General features: G+C 77.1%; 2 protein-coding genes and 1 pseudogene. 2 read left to right on the plus strand and 1 reads right to left on the minus strand.

The window, feature by feature from the left end:
- Positions 1-7 precede the first annotated feature (7 nt).
- Both BJP25_RS10830 and BJP25_RS36120 read left to right on the plus strand, forming a co-directional pair.
- Positions 8-10,354, plus strand: coding sequence for a type I polyketide synthase (locus BJP25_RS10830; RefSeq protein WP_075974679.1), 10,347 nt, complete (start codon positions 8-10; stop codon positions 10,352-10,354).
- A gap of 34 nt (positions 10,355-10,388) precedes the next feature.
- Positions 10,389-15,569: pseudogene (locus BJP25_RS36120) on the plus strand (SDR family NAD(P)-dependent oxidoreductase); the annotation flags it as partial.
- A 72-nt stretch (positions 15,570-15,641) separates the two neighbouring features.
- Here the strand turns inward: BJP25_RS36120 and BJP25_RS10840 are convergent.
- Positions 15,642-16,493 carry an aldo/keto reductase gene (locus BJP25_RS10840; RefSeq protein ID WP_075974681.1) on the minus strand — a complete coding sequence of 284 codons (852 nt, stop codon included), beginning with the start codon at positions 16,491-16,493 and terminating at the stop codon, positions 15,642-15,644.
- Between the last annotated feature and the right edge of the window lie 27 nt (positions 16,494-16,520).

The following is a 16,520-nucleotide window of genomic DNA, read 5'->3' on the forward strand; positions in this document are numbered from 1 at the left end:
TGCTCCGGTGAGCGTTGAGCAGAAACTGCGCGACTACCTCAAGCGCGCGACGACCGAGCTGCGCGAGGCGAACCGGCGGGTGCGCGAGCTGGAGGACCAGCGCGTCGAACCGGTGGCGGTGGTGGGCATGGCCTGCCGCTACCCCGGCGGGGTCGGGACGCCCGAGCAGCTGTGGGAACTGGTGGCCGCGGGCACCGACGCGATCCGCGAGGTGCCCGCCGACCGCGGCTGGGACCTGGCGGAGCTGGCCGGGGCCGGGGCGCTGCCGGTGGGCGGGTTCCTCGACGACGTCGGCGGGTTCGACGCGGGCCTGTTCGGCATCTCCCCGCGCGAGGCGCTGGCGATGGACCCCCAGCAGCGGCTGCTGCTGGAGTGCGCGTGGGAGGCGCTGGAGTCGGCCGGGATCGCCCCGACCGCGCTGGCCGGGACGGACACGGGGGTGTTCGTCGGCACCAGCGGGCAGGACTACCCGGCGCTGCTGGCCGCGCTCGGCGGGGTGGAGGAGGTGGCCGGGCACGTCGCGACGGGCACGCTGGCGTCGGTGCTGTCCGGCCGCGTCGCCTACGCCCTGGGCTTGCAAGGGCCCGCCCTGTCGGTGGACACCGCGTGCTCGTCGTCGCTGGTGGCCCTGCACCAGGCGGTGCTGTCGCTGCGGCGCGGGGAGTGCTCGTCGGCGTTGGTCGGCGGGGTGACGGTGATGACGACGCCTGGGGCGTTCGTCGAGTTCGCCCGGCAGGGCACGTTGTCGGCGGACGGGCGGTGCAAGGCGTTCGCGGAGGGCGCGGACGGCATCGCGTGGGCCGAGGGCGTGGGCGTGGTCGTGGTGGAGCGGCTGTCCGACGCACGCCGCAACAACCACCCGGTGCTCGCGGTGATCCGGGGTTCGGCGGTGAACTCCGACGGCGCCTCCAACGGCCTGACCGCCCCCAACGGTCCGTCGCAGCAGGCGGTGATCACCCGGGCGCTGGCCGACGCGGGCCTGTCGTCGTCCGATGTGGACGTCGTGGAGGCGCACGGCACGGGGACCGCGCTGGGTGACCCGATCGAGGCCCAGGCCCTGCTGGCCACCTACGGGCAGGACCGGCCCGCGGACGAGCCGCTGCTGCTGGGGTCGCTCAAGTCCAACATCGGCCACACCCAGGCCGCCGCGGGCCTGGCGGGTGTGATCAAGGTGGTGCAGGCGATGCGGCACGGGCTGTTGCCGCGCACCCTGCACGTCACCCGCCCCACGACGCGCGTGGACTGGGCCGCGGGCGCGGTGCGGGTCGTGCAGGAGGACTGCGCGTGGCCGGAGTCGGACCGCCCGCGCCGCGCGGCGGTGTCGTCGTTCGGCGTGAGCGGCACCAACGCCCACGTCGTCCTCGAACAGGGCGACCCGCTGCCCACCCCGGAGCCGACGACCACCAGTCACGCCCTGCCGTGGCTGCTCTCCGCCGCCGACACCGACGCCCTGCGCGCCCAGGCGGCGCTGTTGGGCGAGGTGGACGCCGCCCCCGCCGACGTGGCGCACTCGCTGCTGCGCACACGCGCCACCCTGGGCCGCCGCGCCGTCGTCGTCGGCACCGAGCCCGCCGACTTCACCACCGCCCTGCGCGCGCTCGCCGCGGGCACCCCGACCGCCACCGCCGTCGAGGGCACCGCCGACCTCGACGGGCGGGTGGTGTTCGTCTTCCCCGGGCAGGGCGCCCAGTGGGCGGGGATGGGCCGCGAGCTGCTGGCGACCTCGCCGGTGTTCGCCGAGCGCATCCGCGCCTGCGAGGCCGCGCTGGCCCCGCACGTCGACTGGTCGCTGACCGCGGTGCTGCGCGACGAGCCCGGCGCCGCGTCGCTGGACCGGGTGGACGTGGTGCAACCGGCCCTGTTCGCGGTGATGGTGTCGCTGGCGGCGCTGTGGCGGGCGCACGGCGTCGAGCCCGCCGCGGTCATCGGGCACTCCCAGGGGGAGATCGCCGCCGCGCACGTGGCGGGCGCGCTCTCGCTGGCGGAGGCCGCCCGGGTCGTGGCCGTGCGCAGCCGGGCGCTGGCCGCGCTGCGCGGCACCGGCGGGATGCTGTCGGTGCGGTTGCCGCACGCCGAGGTCGAGGCCGAGCTGGCGGACGTGCCGGGTGCCGCCGTCGCCGCGGTCAACGGGCCCGCCGCGGTGGTGGTGGCGGGGGAGGTCGGCGCGCTCGACGAGCTGGAACGCCGGTGGGCCGCCCAGCAGGTGCGCACGCGGCGGATTCCGGTGGACTACGCCTCCCACACCGCCCACGTCGAACGCATCCACGCCGAGCTGACCGCGGCCCTGGGCGTGGTGGAGCCGGGGCGGTGCTCGGTGCCGTTCTTCTCCACCGTCACCGGTTCCCCGGTCGAGGGCGGCGAGCTGGACGCGGACTACTGGTACCGCAACCTGCGCCAGGTGGTGCGGTTCGAGCCGGTCGTGGGCGCGTTGATCGACTCCGGGCACGACGTGTTCGTGGAGCTGAGCCCGCAGCCGGTGCTGACCATGGCGGTGCAGGAGTCCGTGGAAGCGCGCGGTTCCCGGGGCATTGCCGTCGGGTCGCTGCGCCGCGAGGAGGGCGGGCTGACCCGGTTCCTGACCTCGCTTGCCGAGGCACACGTGCGCGGCGCGCACGTGGACTGGGCCGCCGCCGTGCCGCCCGCCTCGGTGGTGCCGCTGCCCACCTACCCGTTCCAGCACAAGCGGTTCTGGCCCACGGCGACCCGGCAGCGCCGGGACGTGGGCGCGCTGGGCCTGACCGGGGTCACCGACCACGCGTTCCTCGGGGCGGCGACCGCCCTGGCCGGGGGTGGGTCGGTGCTGTCCGGCCGGGTCGGCACCGGGGAGCACCCGTGGTTGGGCGATCACGCCGTGGGCGGGTCGGTCGTGTTCCCCGGCACCGGTTTCGTGGACCTGGCGCTGCGCGCGGGCGACGTGCTCGGCTGCGACACCCTCGACGACCTGACGCTGGTGGCCCCGCTGGTGCTGCCCGCGACCGGGGCCGTGCGGGTGCAGGTGGTGCTGGACGGCACCACCGTCGGCATCCACTCCCGCCCGGAGGGGGCGGCCGAGGACGCGCCGTGGACGCTGCACGCCACCGGAACGCTGTCCGCCGATGCCGATGCCGATGCCGATGCCGACGCCGCCGACACCGCCTTCGCCGCGCAGTGGCCCCCGGAGGGCGCTAAGCCGGTGGACCTGGGCGGGTTCCACGACGACCTGGCCGCGGCGGGCATCGCCTACGGGCCGGTGTTCCGCGGCCTGGAGCGGGCGTGGCGGCGCGGCACTGAGGTGTTCCTCGACGTGCACCTGCCCGAGCCCGCCTCTGCCGCCGAGCACGTGGTGCACCCGGCGCTGCTCGACGCCGCCCTGCAGGGGGTCGCGCTGGTGTCGGAGGGCGCAGCCAAGGTCCCGTTCTCCTGGGACGGGGTCACCCTGGGCGCGGTGGGCGCCGAGCGGGTGCGCGTCCGGCTGGCCCCGGCCGGTGCCGATGCGGTGTCGCTGGTCGCGGTGGACGACGCGGGTGACCTCGTGGTCGCCGCGCAGGCGGTGACCCTGCGTCCGGTCGACCCGACCGCGTTCGCCGCCACCACCGCCGCCGAGCCGCTGCTGGAGCTGCGGTGGACCCCGGTGGACCTGCCCGCCGCCGAGCCGGGCCCGGACACGTGGCAGGTCGTGGGCGAGGACGTCTTCGGCGTCGTCGGGCTGCCCGGTGCCGCGCGGGCGTTGTGCGTGGCAGGGGGTGAGCCGCGCGAGCAGACCCACCGGGTGCTCGCTGCGTTGCAGGACGCCTTGGCGGGCGAGGACCGGTTGGTGGTCCTCACCCGGGGTGCCATGGGCGAGGACGACGACGCGGTGGACTTGGCGGGGGCGGCGGTGTGGGGCCTGGTGCGCTCGGCCACCACCGAGCACCCGGACCGGTTCGCCGTGGTGGACACCGACGAGGCGTCCGTGCCGCTGCTGCCCGCCGTCCTCGCGGCCGGGCTGGGCGAGGCCGTGCTGCGCGGCGGGGAGTGCCGGGTGCTGGGCCTGGCCAAGCCACGCGGACCGCGGGGGCCGGCGCGGCCGGTGGCCGAGGGCACGGCGGTGATCACCGGCGGCACCGGCGACATCGGCGCCGAGGTCGCCCGGCACCTGGCGACCCACCACGGGGTGCGCGACCTGCTGCTGCTCAGCCGCACGGGCTCGGCCCCGGAGCTGGCGGCGGAGCTGACGGCCCTGGGCGCGACGGCCCGCGTCCGCGCCTGCGACGTGGCCGACCGCGCCGCGCTGGCCGCCGCCCTCGACGAGGTCGAGCGGGTGGGGTCGGTGTTCCACGCCGCCGGGGTCGTCGACGACGCCGTGCTGACCGGCCTGACCCCCGGTCACCTCGACCGCACGCTCGCGGCCAAGCTGGACGGCGCGCGGTGGCTGCACGAGCTGACCGAGGACCACCAGCTCAGCCACTTCGTGCTGTTCTCCTCGATCGCGGGCCTGCTCGGCAGCGCGGGGCAGGGCAACCACGCCGCCGCCAACGCTGCCCTCGACGCCTTCGCCCGCCACCGCCACACCCTCGGCCTGCCCGCCACGTCGCTGGCGTGGGGGCCGTGGGAGGGCGGCACGGTGGGCAGGCTGTCGGCCGCCGACACCGCCCGCATGGCCCGCGGCGGGCTGCGGATGCTCGACGCCGCCAGCGGGATGGCCCTGCTGGACGCGGCCCTGGACTCGCCGGAGGCGGTGCTCGCGCCCGTCCTCGTCGGCGGACCGGCGACCGTGGCCGACCAGGTGCCGCCGCTGCTGCGCGGGGTCGTCGGCCCCGCCCGCCGCCGCACCGCCCGCACCGGCGCGGCCACGGGTGGGCTGGCCGCCGCCCTGGCCGGGGTCGCGGCCGGGCAGCGGCACGAGCTTGTGGTGGACGTGGTGCGCCGGGAGGTCGCCGGGGTGCTGGGCCACGCCAGCGCGCGCGACGTCGACCCGCACCGCACGTTCAAGGACCTCGGGTTCGACTCGCTGACCGCGGTCGACCTGCGCAACCGGCTCTCGGCCGCGACCGGGCTGCGGTTGCAGGCCTCGCTGGTCTTCGACTACCCGGACGCCACCGCGCTGGCCGGGTTCCTGCTCGACTCGCTGGCGGGCACCACCCCGGCACCGGCCACGACCGCGCCACGCGCCTCGGCGGACGAGCCGATCGCGATCGTCGGCATGGCCTGCCGGTTCCCCGGCGGCGCGGACTCGCCCGCCGCGCTGTGGGAGCTGGTGGCCGCGGGCACCGACGCCATCGGCCCGTTCCCGGTCGACCGCGGCTGGACGGCCACCGGCGGGGTCGGCGGGTTCGTGCACACCGCCACCGAGTTCGACGCGGAGTTCTTCGGCATCTCCCCGCGCGAGGCGCTGGGCATGGACCCGCAGCAGCGGTTGACCCTGGAGTGCGCCTGGGAGGCGCTGGAGCGCGCCGGGATCGACCCGCACGGCCTGCGCCGCAGCGACACCGGGGTGTTCATCGGCCTGTCGCACTCGGTGTACCAGGACGCGGGGGGCGGGCTGGACGAGGCGAAGGGCTTCGCCGTCACCGGTACCTCCCCGAGCGTGGCGTCCGGGCGCATCGCCTACGTGCTGGGCCTGGAGGGGCCGACGCTGTCGGTGGACACGGCGTGCTCGTCGTCGCTGGTCGCGGTGCACCTGGCGGTGCAGGCGCTGCGCCGCGGCGAGTGCGGGCTGGCGCTGGTCGGCGGGGTCAGCGTGATGGCCACCGAGGGCCTGTTCGCGGAGTTCGAGCTGCAGGGCGGGTTGGCCGCCGACGGCCGGTGCAAGGCCTTCGCCGACGCCGCCGACGGCACCAGTTGGGGCGAGGGCGCCGGGGTCGTGGTGGTGGAGCGGCTGTCGGACGCCCGCCGGGCCGGGCACCACGTGCTCGCGGTCGTGCGCGGCAGCGCGGTGAACTCCGACGGCGCCTCCAACGGGCTGACCGCCCCCAACGGGCCCTCCCAGCAGCGGGTGATCACCCGGGCGCTGGCCGACGCCGGGCTGGCGCCGTCCGAGGTGGACGTGGTGGAGGCGCACGGCACCGGCACCACGCTGGGCGACCCGATCGAGGCGCAAGCCCTGCTGGCCACTTACGGGCAGGACCGCGCTGAGCCGCTGTGGTTGGGGTCGGTGAAGTCCAACCTCGGCCACACCCAGGCCGCGGCGGGCATGGCCGGGCTGATCAAGCTGGTGGAGTCGATGCGGCACGGCACGCTGCCGCGCACCCTGCACGTCGACGCCCCGTCCACCCACGTCGACTGGACCGCGGGCGCGGTGGAGCTGATCACCGAGAACCGGCCGTGGCCCCAGGTGGACCGCCCCCGCCGGGGCGCGGTGTCGGCGTTCGGGATCGGGGGCACCAACGCCCACGTCGTCCTGGAGCACGACCCCGCCCCGGACCCGGTGCCCGCCGCCGAGGACGGCCCCCGGGTGCCGCTGGTGCTCTCGGCCCGCACGACGACCTCCCTGGCCGACCAGGCCGCGGCGCTGCGGGCGACCCTGGCGGCCGACGCCGACTGGCACCCCGCCGCCGTGGCCCACCGGCTGACCACCACCCGCGGCCGGTTCGACCACCGCGCCGCCGTCCTGGCCGAAGACCGCGCCGGGCTGCTGGCCGGGCTCGACGCCGTGGCCACCGGCGCCGAGGACGAGCGCGTGGTGCGCGGCAGCGCGGCGGTCGCCGGCAAGCCGGTGTTCGTCTTCCCCGGCCAGGGCGCGCAGTGGGCGGGCATGGGCGCGGAGCTGTTCGAGTCGGCGCCGGTGTTCCGCGCCGCGGTGCTGGACTGCGAGCGCGCCTTCGCCGAGCACGTCGACTGGTCGCTGGTCGAGGTGCTGACCGGCGCCGCGGGGGCGCCCGGCCTGGACCGGATCGACGTGGTGCAACCGGCGCTGTTCGCGGTGATGGTCGCGTTGTCACGGCTGTGGCGCGCGCACGGGGTGGAGCCCGCGGCCGTGCTGGGCCACTCCCAGGGCGAGATCGCCGCCGCGCACATCGCCGGTGGGCTGTCGCTCGCCGACGCCGCGCGGGTGGTGACCCTGCGCAGCAAGGCGCTGCGCGCGCTGAGCGGGTTGGGCGGCATGGTGTCGGTGGGGTTGCCCGCCGAGCAGGCGTCCGTGCTGGCCCACGCGAACGGGCTCGCCGTGGCCGCGCGCAACGGGTCGCGCTCGACCACCGTCTCCGGTGACGCTGGCGCCATCCCCGCGTTCCTGGCCGACTGCGAGGCCCGGGGCGTGCGCGCCAAGCAGGTGCCGGTGGACTACGCCTCGCACTCCGAGCACGTCGAGCGCATCCGCGACGACCTGCTCACCGCCCTGGCGGGCATCGCCCCCGTCAGCGGGGACGTGGCGTTCCACTCGACCGTGCGCGGGCGCGTGGTCGACACCGCCGAGCTGACCGCCGAGTACTGGTACGACAACCTGCGCGAGCAGGTGCGCTTCGACGACGGGGTGCGCGCCCTGCTCGACCGCGAGCACGGGGTGTTCCTGGAGATGAGCCCGCACCCGGTGCTGGTGCTGGGCATCGAGGGCACCATCGATGAACTGGCCGCCCCCGCGGTCGCCCTCGGGTCGCTGCGCCGCGGCCACGGTGGTCCGGGGGAGTTCCTGACCGCGTTGGCCCGCGCCCACGCCCACGGCGTCGACCCAGACTGGGACGCGGTGTTCGCCGAGGTCCCCGAGCCGCTGCGGCGCGTCCCCACCGAGCTGGCCACGCGCCTGCCCACCTACCGGTTCCAGCGCCGCCACCACTGGCCGCGCGGGTCGGCCGCCGACACCGCCGGGGCGCTGGCGGCGGGGCTGGGTGCCACCGGGCACCCGTTCCTGGGCGCGGTGGTGGACCTGCCCGGCACCGGCGGGTTCGCGATGCTCGGCCGGGTCTCCACCACCACCCACCCCTGGCTGGCAGACCACGCCGTCGCGGGCACCGTCCTGCTGCCGGGCACGGCGTTCGTGGAGTTGGCCCTGACCGCGGCCACCCGGGCGGGGTGCGCGCACCTGGACGAGCTGACCCTGGCCACGCCGCTGGTGCTGCCGCCGGGGGCGGCGCTGCGGCTCCAGGTCGCGGTGGGCGCCGCGCAGGACGGCCGCCGCCCGGTCGAGGTGTTCTCGCTGCGCGAAGACGCCACCGAGGGCGAACCGTGGACCAAGCACGCCACCGGCTTCGCCTCCGACACCCCCGCCGCCACGCCCGCCGGGTCCGCCCAGTGGCCGCCCGCGGGGGCCACCGAGATCGACGTGACCGCCCTCTACGCCTCCGCCGAGGCGGCCGGGTTGCACTACGGGCCCACCTTCGCGGGGCTGCGGCGGGCGTGGCGCCACGGCGACGAGCTGTTCGCCGAGATCGCCCTGGCGCCCGAGGACGAGCAGGCCGCGGACAGGTTCCGCCTGCACCCCGCGCTGTTCGACGCCGGTCTGCACGTGCTCAACGCCCCCGCCGACGGTCCGAGCACCGGCGAGGCCCGGGTGGAGCTGCCGTTCTCCTGGACGGGGGTGCGGCTGGCCGACAGCGGTAGCACTGCGGCCCGTGTGCGGATCACCCCGGGTGCGGACGGGGTCGCGATGACCCTGTCCGACGAGCACGGCGCTGTTCTCGGCTCGGTCGGTGGGCTGCTGCTGCGCCCGTTCACCCCCGAGCAGTTGGCGGCGGGCAAGCGGGCCGCGGGCGGCGGAGTGCTGGGCGTGGACTGGGTGCCGGTGGACCTGCCGCCCGCGGGCGCCCCGGTGGCGGCGGTGTTCGCGGACATCACCGGCGAGTCGCCGCTCGACGCCGCCGCGCACGCCTTGGAGCTGGTGCAGTCGGCGGGTCCAGACCACCTGGTGCTGGTGACCCGGGGTGCGGTGGCGGTGGACGGCACCGAGCGCCCCGACCCGGCCCTGGCGGCCGCGTGGGGGCTGGTGCGCTCGGCGCAGACCGAGGCGCCGGGCCGGTTCCTGCTCGTCGACACCGACAGCGCCGCCGAGGTCCCCGCCGACCTCGTGGCTCGGGCCGTGCGGGCGGGGGAGACCCAGGTGGCCCTGCGCGGCGGCAAGCCCCGCGTGCCGAGGCTGGCCCCCGCCCCCGCCGGGGACGCCACCGGGCTGGACCCGGCGCGCGCGGTGCTGATCACCGGTGGCACCGGTGGTCTGGGCGCGCTGCTGGCCCGCCACCTCGTCGCGGCGCACGGCGTCCGCTCGCTGGTGCTGCTGAGCAGGCAGGGCCCCGACGCCCCGGGCGCCGCCGCGCTGCGCGAGGAGCTGGCGGCGGCGGGCGCCGAGGTCACCATCACCGCCTGCGACGTCGCCGACCGCGACCAGCTCGCCCGCGCGCTGCGGGGGCACGAGCTGGGGGCGGTCGTGCACACCGCGGGTGTGCTCGACGACGGTGTGGTGGCCTCGCTCGACCGCGACCGGCTCGCGGCGGTGTTCGGCGCCAAGGTCGACGGCGCCCGGCACCTGCACGAGCTGACCGCGGGGATGGACCTGGACGCGTTCGTGCTGTTCTCCTCCGCCGCCGGTGTGCTCGGTGGGGCGGGGCAGGCCAACTACGCCGCCGCGAACGCCGCGGTGGACGCGCTGGCCGAGCGCAGGCGCGCCGAGGGGCTGCCCGGGGTGTCGCTGGCGTGGGGCCCGTGGGCGACGGCGACCGGGCTCACCGGCGACCTGGGCGAGGCGGGGCGGGCCCGGTTGGCCAGGGCGGGCACCGTCGCGCTGCGCGACGACGAGGGCCTGGAGCTGTTCGACCGGGCGCTGGGCGGGTCGCGGGCGCTGGTGTTCGCCGCCCGCCTGGACCTGGCCGCGCTGCGGGCCAGGGGCAGCGCGCTGCCCGCGGTGCTGCGCGGACTGGTGCCCGCTGCCGCCGCCACCGCCGCCCCGGAGGCGCCGGTGGCCGACCAGCTGCGCGGGCTCGGGCCCGAGGAGCGCGCCGAGGCGCTGGGGGCGCAGCTGCGCCGCCAGGTCGCGGGCGTGCTGGGGTTCGCCTCAGCGGACGACATCGAGGAGCTGCGCCCGTTCAAGGAGCTGGGCTTCGACTCGCTGACCGCGGTGGAGCTGCGCAACCGGCTCAGCGCGGCCACCGGGCTGCGGCTGCCCCCGACCCTGGTGTTCGACCACCCGACGCCGCGGGCGCTGGCCGCGCACCTGCTGGCGGAGCTGGCCCCGGACGGCGACACCCCGTCGGTGCTCGACGAGCTGGAGCGGGTGGAGGCCGCACTGGCCGGGTTGGGCGCCGACGACCTGCTGCGCACCACCGCGATGGCGCGGATGGCCGAGCTGGTGCGCCGCTGGGGGCCGGGCGCCCCCGAGCCGGTGGGCACCGGGGACGAGCCGTCGCCCGCGGCCGACGACGACCTGTTCGAGATGCTGGGACAGCGCTACGGAGGCGTCAATGCCGAGTGACGAGCCGAGTGACCGGGCGAACGACGGCAAGCAGCCCAGCGACCAGCAGCTGCGCTACTACCTCAAGCGGGTCGTCGGTGACCTCGACGCCGCGACGGCCCGGGTCAAGGAGCTGGAGGCCCGCGAGGGCGACCCGGTCGCGGTGGTGGGGATGGCGTGCCGCTTCCCCGGCGGCATCCGCACCCCGGAGCAGCTGTGGCGGCTGGTGGCCGAGGGCCGCGACGCGATCTCGCCCTTCCCCGCCGACCGGGGCTGGGACCTGGAGGGCCTCTACCACCCCGATCCCGACCACCCCGGCACCGCCTACACCCGCGAGGGCGGGTTCCTGCACGACGCGGGCGGGTTCGACGCGGGGTTCTTCGGCATCTCCCCGGCCGAGGCGCGGGCGATGGACCCGCAGCAGCGGCTGGTGCTGGAGGTCTCGTGGGAGGCGGTGGAGAGCGCGGGCATCGACCCCGCCGGGCTGCGCGGCAGCCGCACGGGGGTCTTCGCCGGGGTGATGCACCACGACTACGCGGTGCTGGCCGCCGCGGACGAGGCGGCGCAGGACCACGCGGGCACCGGCAACGCCGCCAGCGTGCTGTCCGGGCGGGTGGCCTACGCGCTGGGGCTGGAGGGCCCGGCGGTCACGATCGACACCGCGTGCTCGTCGTCGCTGGTGGCCATGCACCTGGCCGCGCAGAGCCTGCGCGCCGGGGACGCGACCCTGGCGCTGGCGGGCGGGGTGTCGGTGATGGCGACCCCGGGGCTGTTCGTCGCGTTCACCAAGCAGCGCGGCCTGGCCCGCGACGGCCGGTGCAAGCCGTTCTCCGACGACGCCGACGGCACCAGCTTCGCCGAGGGCGTGGGCGTGGTCGTGCTGGAGCGGTTGTCCGACGCGCGCCGCAACGGCCACCCCGTGCTGGCCGTCCTGCGCGGCAGCGCGGTGAACTCCGACGGCGCCTCCAACGGCCTGTCCGCCCCCAACGGCCCCTCCCAGCAGCGGGTGATCGCCCAGGCGCTGGCCGCGGCCAAGCTCGACCCCGGCGCGGTGGACCTGGTCGAGGCGCACGGCACGGGCACGACCCTGGGCGACCCCATCGAGGCCCAGGCGCTGCTGGCCACCTACGGCAGGCACCGCGGCCAGGCCGCCCCGCTGGCGCTGGGGTCGGTGAAGTCCAACCTCGGGCACACCCAGGCGGCGGCGGGGGTGGCCGGGGTCATCAAGGTCATCGAGGCGATGCGCCACGGTGTGCTGCCCCGGTCGCTGCACGCCGAGCGACCGTCGAGCAAGGTGGACTGGGCGGCGGGCGAGGTGCGGCTGCTGGCCCAGGCCCAGCCGTGGCCGGACACCGGCCGCCCGCGCCGCGCGGCGGTGTCGTCGTTCGGGATCAGCGGCACCAACGCGCACCTGGTCTTGGAGCACGCCGAGCCCCGCGCCGCGCGGCCCGCGGGCGTGCAGGTCACCGGCACGCCGGTGGGGCACGTGCCGGTGGTGCTGTCGGCCAAGTCCGCCGAGGGCGTGCGCGCGCAGGCCGAGGCCCTGCGCGCGCACCTGGTCGAGCACCCGGACCTGCCGCTGGCGGACGTCGGCCGCACGCTCGCGCTGCACCGGGGCCTGCACGAGCACCGGGCCGGGACGGCGGTGGGCTCCCGCGAGCAGCTGATGGGCTGGTTGGGCTCGATCGAGGAAGTCAGCCGAGCGCGCACCGGCGGCAAGCTGCTGTTCGTCTTCCCCGGGCAGGGCGCGCAGTGGACGGGCATGGCCGCCGCTTTGATGGACTCCAGCCCGGTGTTCGACGCGGCGGTGCGCGAGTGCGCCGCGGCGCTGGGCGAGTTCGTCGACTGGCCGGTGCTCGACGTGCTGCGCGGGGTCGACGGGGCGCCGTCGCTGGGGCGCATCGACGTGGTGCAGCCCGCGCTGTGGGCGGTGATGGTGGCGCTGGCCGAGGTGTGGCGCGCCCACGGGGTCGTCCCCGACGCGGTGACCGGGCACTCCCAGGGGGAGATCGCCGCCGCCTGCTTCACCGGGGCGCTGTCGCTGCGGGACGGGGCCAGGGTGGTGGCCACCCGCAGCCGCCTGTGGCAGGAGCTGGCCGGGTTGGGCGGGATGCACGCGGTGTCGCTGCCCGCCGACGAGGTCCAGCGCCTGCTCGAACCGTGGGGCGGGGTGCTCGCGGTGGCCTCGGACAACAGCCCCCGCGCCACCACCGTCTCCGGTGAGCTGGGCGCGCTGGACGAGCTGGCCGAGGAGCTGAGCGCGGCGGGCGTGGGCCACCGGCGCATCAAGGGCATCGGCATCGCCGCGCACTCCCGGCAGATCGACCGCTTCCGCGAGCCGCTGCTAGCCGAGCTGGCCCCGGTCGCCCCCCGCGCCGGGCGCATCCCCCTGTACTCCACGGTCACCGGCGACGTGCTCGACACGACGCGGATGGACGCGGCGTACTGGTGGGACAACACCCGCGACCCGGTGCTGTTCCACCAGGTCGTGCGCAAGGCCCTGGCGGCGGGGGTGACCGGGGCGGTGGAGATCAGCGCGCACCCGACGCTGCTGCCGTCGCTGGAGGAGGTCGCCCAGGACACCGGCGCCCGGCTGGCCACCGCGGCCACGCTGCGCCGCGGCGACGGCGGCCCGGACCGGGTGCTGGCGGCGTTCGCGGAGGCGCACGCCCAGGGCATCGAGGTCGACTGGCGCACGGTGTTCACCGGCGACCCGGACCCGGTGCGGTTGCCGCCGCACGCCTTCCAGCACCGCCGCTACTGGCCAGAACCCGCCCCCGCCCAATCCTCTGCTCGCCCGGCCGCCCCCGCCGACGGGTGGCGCTACCGGGTGCGCTGGCGTCTGGTGCCGGACTCGCCGGGGGCGGGCGGCCGGTGGGTGGTGCTCACCCCCGGCACGCCGGCGGACGAGCCGGTGGCCGAGGCGCTGCGCCGCCGGGGCGCCGAGGTCGCCGTGCGCGGGCCCGCCGAGGCGGCGCAGGCGCTGCGCGAGGCGGACGCGGTGGTGTCCCTGCTGGCGCTGGGCGACGAGCACACCCTGCTGGACACCGTCGCCCTGGTGCGTCTGCTGGAGGAGCCCGGCACCGCGCGCCTGTGGTGCCTGACCAGGCAGGCGGTGTCCACAGCGGACACCGACACCGCCCCGGACCCGGGGGCGGCGCAGCTGTGGGGCTTCGGCCGCGTGGCCGCGCTGGAGCACCCGGCCCGCTGGGGCGGGGTGGTGGACCTGCCCGCCGCTACCGGCGGCCGGACGTGGGACCTGCTGGCCACCGCGCTGGGCCGCGCCGACGGCGAGGACCAACTCGCGGTGCGCGAGCCCGGCCTGCTCGCCCGGCGCCTGGTGCGCGCCGCGCCGCGCCCGGCCGACGCCCCCGGGTGGGCCCCGACCGGCACGACCCTGGTCACCGGGGGCACCAGCGGGATCGGCGCCCTCATCGCCACCCGCCTGGCGGAGTCCGGCGCCGAGCACCTGGTGCTCACCAGCCGCCGCGGCCCGGACGCCCCCGGCGCTGACGACTTGGCGGCCGCCCTGCGCGCCACGGGCACCCGGGTCGACGTGGTGGCGTGCGACGTGGCGGACCGCTCCGCGGTCGCGGGGCTGCTCGCCGCGCACCCGGTGGACGCGGTGTTCCACGCCGCGGGGGCGCTGACGTCCGCGGCCACCACCGCCATCGACGCCACCCACCTCACCGAGACGATGGCGGCCAAGGTCGACGGCGCCCGCAACCTGCACGACCTGGCCGGGGACGTGCGCGCGTTCGTGCTGATCTCCTCCGGCGCGGGGGTGTGGGGCGGCGCGGGCCAGGGCGCCTACGCCGCCGCGAACGCCCACCTCGACGCGCTCGCGGAACTCCGGCGCGCCCAGGGCTTGCCCGCCACCGCGGTCGCCTGGGGCGCGTGGGGCGGAGGGGGGACCCTGGCCCGCGACGCGGCCGCCGCCGAGGGGCTGCGCCGCCGGGGCAACCGCCTGATGGACCCCGCCACCGCGCTGGACACCCTGGTGGCCGCGCTGGCCGACGACGAGACCACGCTGGTGGTGGCCGACCTGGACTGGGCGGACTTCGCGCCGACGTTCACCATCGGCCGCCCCTCGCCGCTGCTGTCGGACATCCCCGAGGCCGCCCCGCGCACCCCGGTGGCCGCCGGGGCTCCGGAGCTCGACCCCGCCGACCTGCCGGGGTTGGTGCGCGCGCTGGCCGCGTCCGTGCTCGGGCACGCCGACGCCGCCGACCTCGACCCCGAGCAGCGGTTGGCCGAGGCCGGGTTCGACTCGCTGATGTCGATCCGGCTGCGCAACGCGCTGGCCGAGGCCACCGGGCACCGGTTGCAGGCCGACGTGGCCTTCGCCTATCCGACGGTCACCGCCATCGCGGACCTGCTGGCCGGGCTGCTGGCCCCGGCGGGGCGGCCCGCCGAGGCCGAGCCGGAGCAGGACTCGCTGTACGGGTTCTTCCGCGCGTCCTGGGAGCAGGGCCGCATCGGCGACGGGTACAAGCTGCTCACCGCCGCCGCCGACCTGCGCCCGACCTTCACCGGCACCGGCGGCCGGGTCGCCCCGGAACGCCTGTCGCGGGGCGCGGCCGACCCGGTCGTCATCCTGTTCAGCTCCCACGTGGCCATCGGCGGCGTGCACGAGTACGTGCGGCTGGCCGCGCGCTTCCGCGGCGAGCGGGAGGTGGCCGTGCTGCGACCGCCGGGGTTCGAGCGCGGCGAGCCGCTGCCCCACGACCTCGACACCCACCTCGACGCGCACGCCGCGGCGGTGCTGGAGTGCGCGGCCGGGCGCCCGTTCGTGCTGGCGGGCCTGTCCTCCGGCGGCACCACCGCGCACGCCGTCGCGTCCCGGTTGGAGCAGCAGGGCCACGCCCCCGCCGGGGTGGCGCTGCTGGACGTCTACTACGAGCCCGGCGACATCCTGGCGCTGTTCACCGGCGACCTGGACGCGGGCATGTTCGCCCGGGAGGGCACCTGGACGCGGATGACCACGGCCCGGCTGACCGCCAGCGCCTGGTACCTGCGCCTGTTCGGCGGCTGGGTGCCCCCGCGCATCGACGCTCCCACCCTGCTGCTGCGCGCCTCCGAGCCGCACAGCGAACCCAAGGACGACCAGGACTGGCAGGCCCGGTGGGCGCTGCCGCACACGGCGGTGGACGTGCCGGGCACCCACTTCACCCTCGTCGAGGAGCACGCCGCCGCCACCGCCGCCGCGCTCGACGGCTGGGTGCGGGCCCTCTGAACGCGCTGAACGCCCCGCCTCCCCGGACACACCGGGGGAGGCGGGGCGTTCGGCGTCACCGGGTCCGATGGGTCAGACGGGGGTGATGGCGTCGAGCCGCTTGTACTGCTCGTCGGACAGCTCCAGCTCGGCCGCGGCGTGGTTCTCCTCCAGGTGGGCCACCGAGGAGGTGCCGGGGATGAGCAGGATCGCGGGGGAGCGGTGCAGCAGCCACGCCAGGGCCACCTGGGAGGCGGTGGCGCCCAGCTCGGCGGCGATCTCCGGGATCACCCCGGCCTCGCGCGCCAGCGACCCCTTGCCCACCGGGTGCCAGGGGATGAACGCGATGCCCTCCCGCTCGCACAGCTCCAGCACGGCCTCGTGCTTGCGGTCGGTGAGGTTGTACCGGTTCTGCACGCTGGCGACGGGCACGTGCTCGCGGGCCAGCTCCAGCTCCTCGACGGTGACCTCGGAGAGCCCGACGTGGCGGACCCGGCCGTCGGCGCGCAGCCCGGCCAGGGCGCGGAACTGCTCGACCGCGGGGACGGTCGGGTCGAGGCGGTGCAGCTGGTAGAGGTCGATGCGGTCGACCCCGAGGCGGCGCAGGCTCAGCTCGGCCTGCTGGCGCAGGTACTCCGGGCGCCCGAGGGGCACGTAGGAGAACGGCCCGGGGCGGCACTGCCCGCCCTTGGTGGCGATGACCAGGTCCTCGGGGTAGGGGTGCAGGGTCTCGCGGATCAGCTCCTCGTTGGTGCCGGGCCCGTAGGCGTCGGCGGTGTCGATGAGCCGCACGCCCAGCTCCACCGCCCGGCGCAGCACCGCCCGCGCGCCGTCGGGGTCGGCCGGTGGTCCCCACCCGCCGTCGCCGGTCAGCCGCAGCGCGCCGAACCCGCTGCGGCCGACGACGAGGTCCCCACCGAGGGCGAAGGTCCCCGGCACTGCCATGTGCGCTCCCTGCTGGTGCTCGGGTCC

Origin of the sequence: Actinokineospora bangkokensis (assembly GCF_001940455.1) — a bacterium.
Classification (GTDB): Bacteria; Actinomycetota; Actinomycetes; order Mycobacteriales; family Pseudonocardiaceae; genus Actinokineospora; species Actinokineospora bangkokensis.

Coding starts and splice junctions, on each gene's coding strand:
- BJP25_RS10840 (WP_075974681.1), bottom strand. CDS start 16,493: ATGGCAGTGCCGGGGACCTTCGCCCTCGGTGGGGACCTCGTCGTCGGC.